The 454-nt window shown below is 75.6% G+C and carries 1 protein-coding gene; it reads left to right on the top strand.

What is annotated here, in order from left to right; all coding sequences use genetic code 11:
* A partial coding sequence (locus G3I65_RS10690) for an SDR family NAD(P)-dependent oxidoreductase (protein ID WP_160695956.1) occupies positions 1–454 on the top strand: 454 nt, incomplete at both ends.

The following is a 454-nucleotide window of genomic DNA, read 5'->3' as shown; positions in this document are numbered from 1 at the left end:
GTCCTGATCACCGGCGGCACCGGCGCGCTCGGCTCGCTGCTGGCCCGGCACCTGGTCACCGCCTACGGCGCCCGCCACCTGCTGCTGACCAGCCGCACCGGCGCGGCGAACCCCGACCTCGACGACCTCGACGCCGACGTCCGGATCGTCCAGTGCGACGTCGCCGACCGTGCGCAGCTCGCCGCGATCCTCGCGGACGAGCGGGTCACCGCCGTCGTGCACGCCGCGGGCGCGCTCGCCGACGGGGTCGTGGAATCGCTGACCACGGACGACTTCGAGAAGGTCCTGCGGCCCAAAGTGGACGCTGCCCTCGCCCTGGACGAACTCACCGACGCGCCGACGTTCGTGCTGTTCTCCTCCGCGACCGGCACGCTCGGCAGCGCCGGGCAGGCCGCGTACGCCGCCGCGAACGCGGTCCTCGACGCCCTCGCGCGCCGCCGCCCGGGCGCGCAGT

The organism is Amycolatopsis sp. SID8362 (genome assembly GCF_010550475.1).
Taxonomy (GTDB): domain Bacteria; phylum Actinomycetota; class Actinomycetes; order Mycobacteriales; family Pseudonocardiaceae; genus Amycolatopsis; species Amycolatopsis eburnea.
Note: the sequence above shows the minus strand (reverse complement) of the source record. Positions and strands in the feature narration are given on the sequence as shown.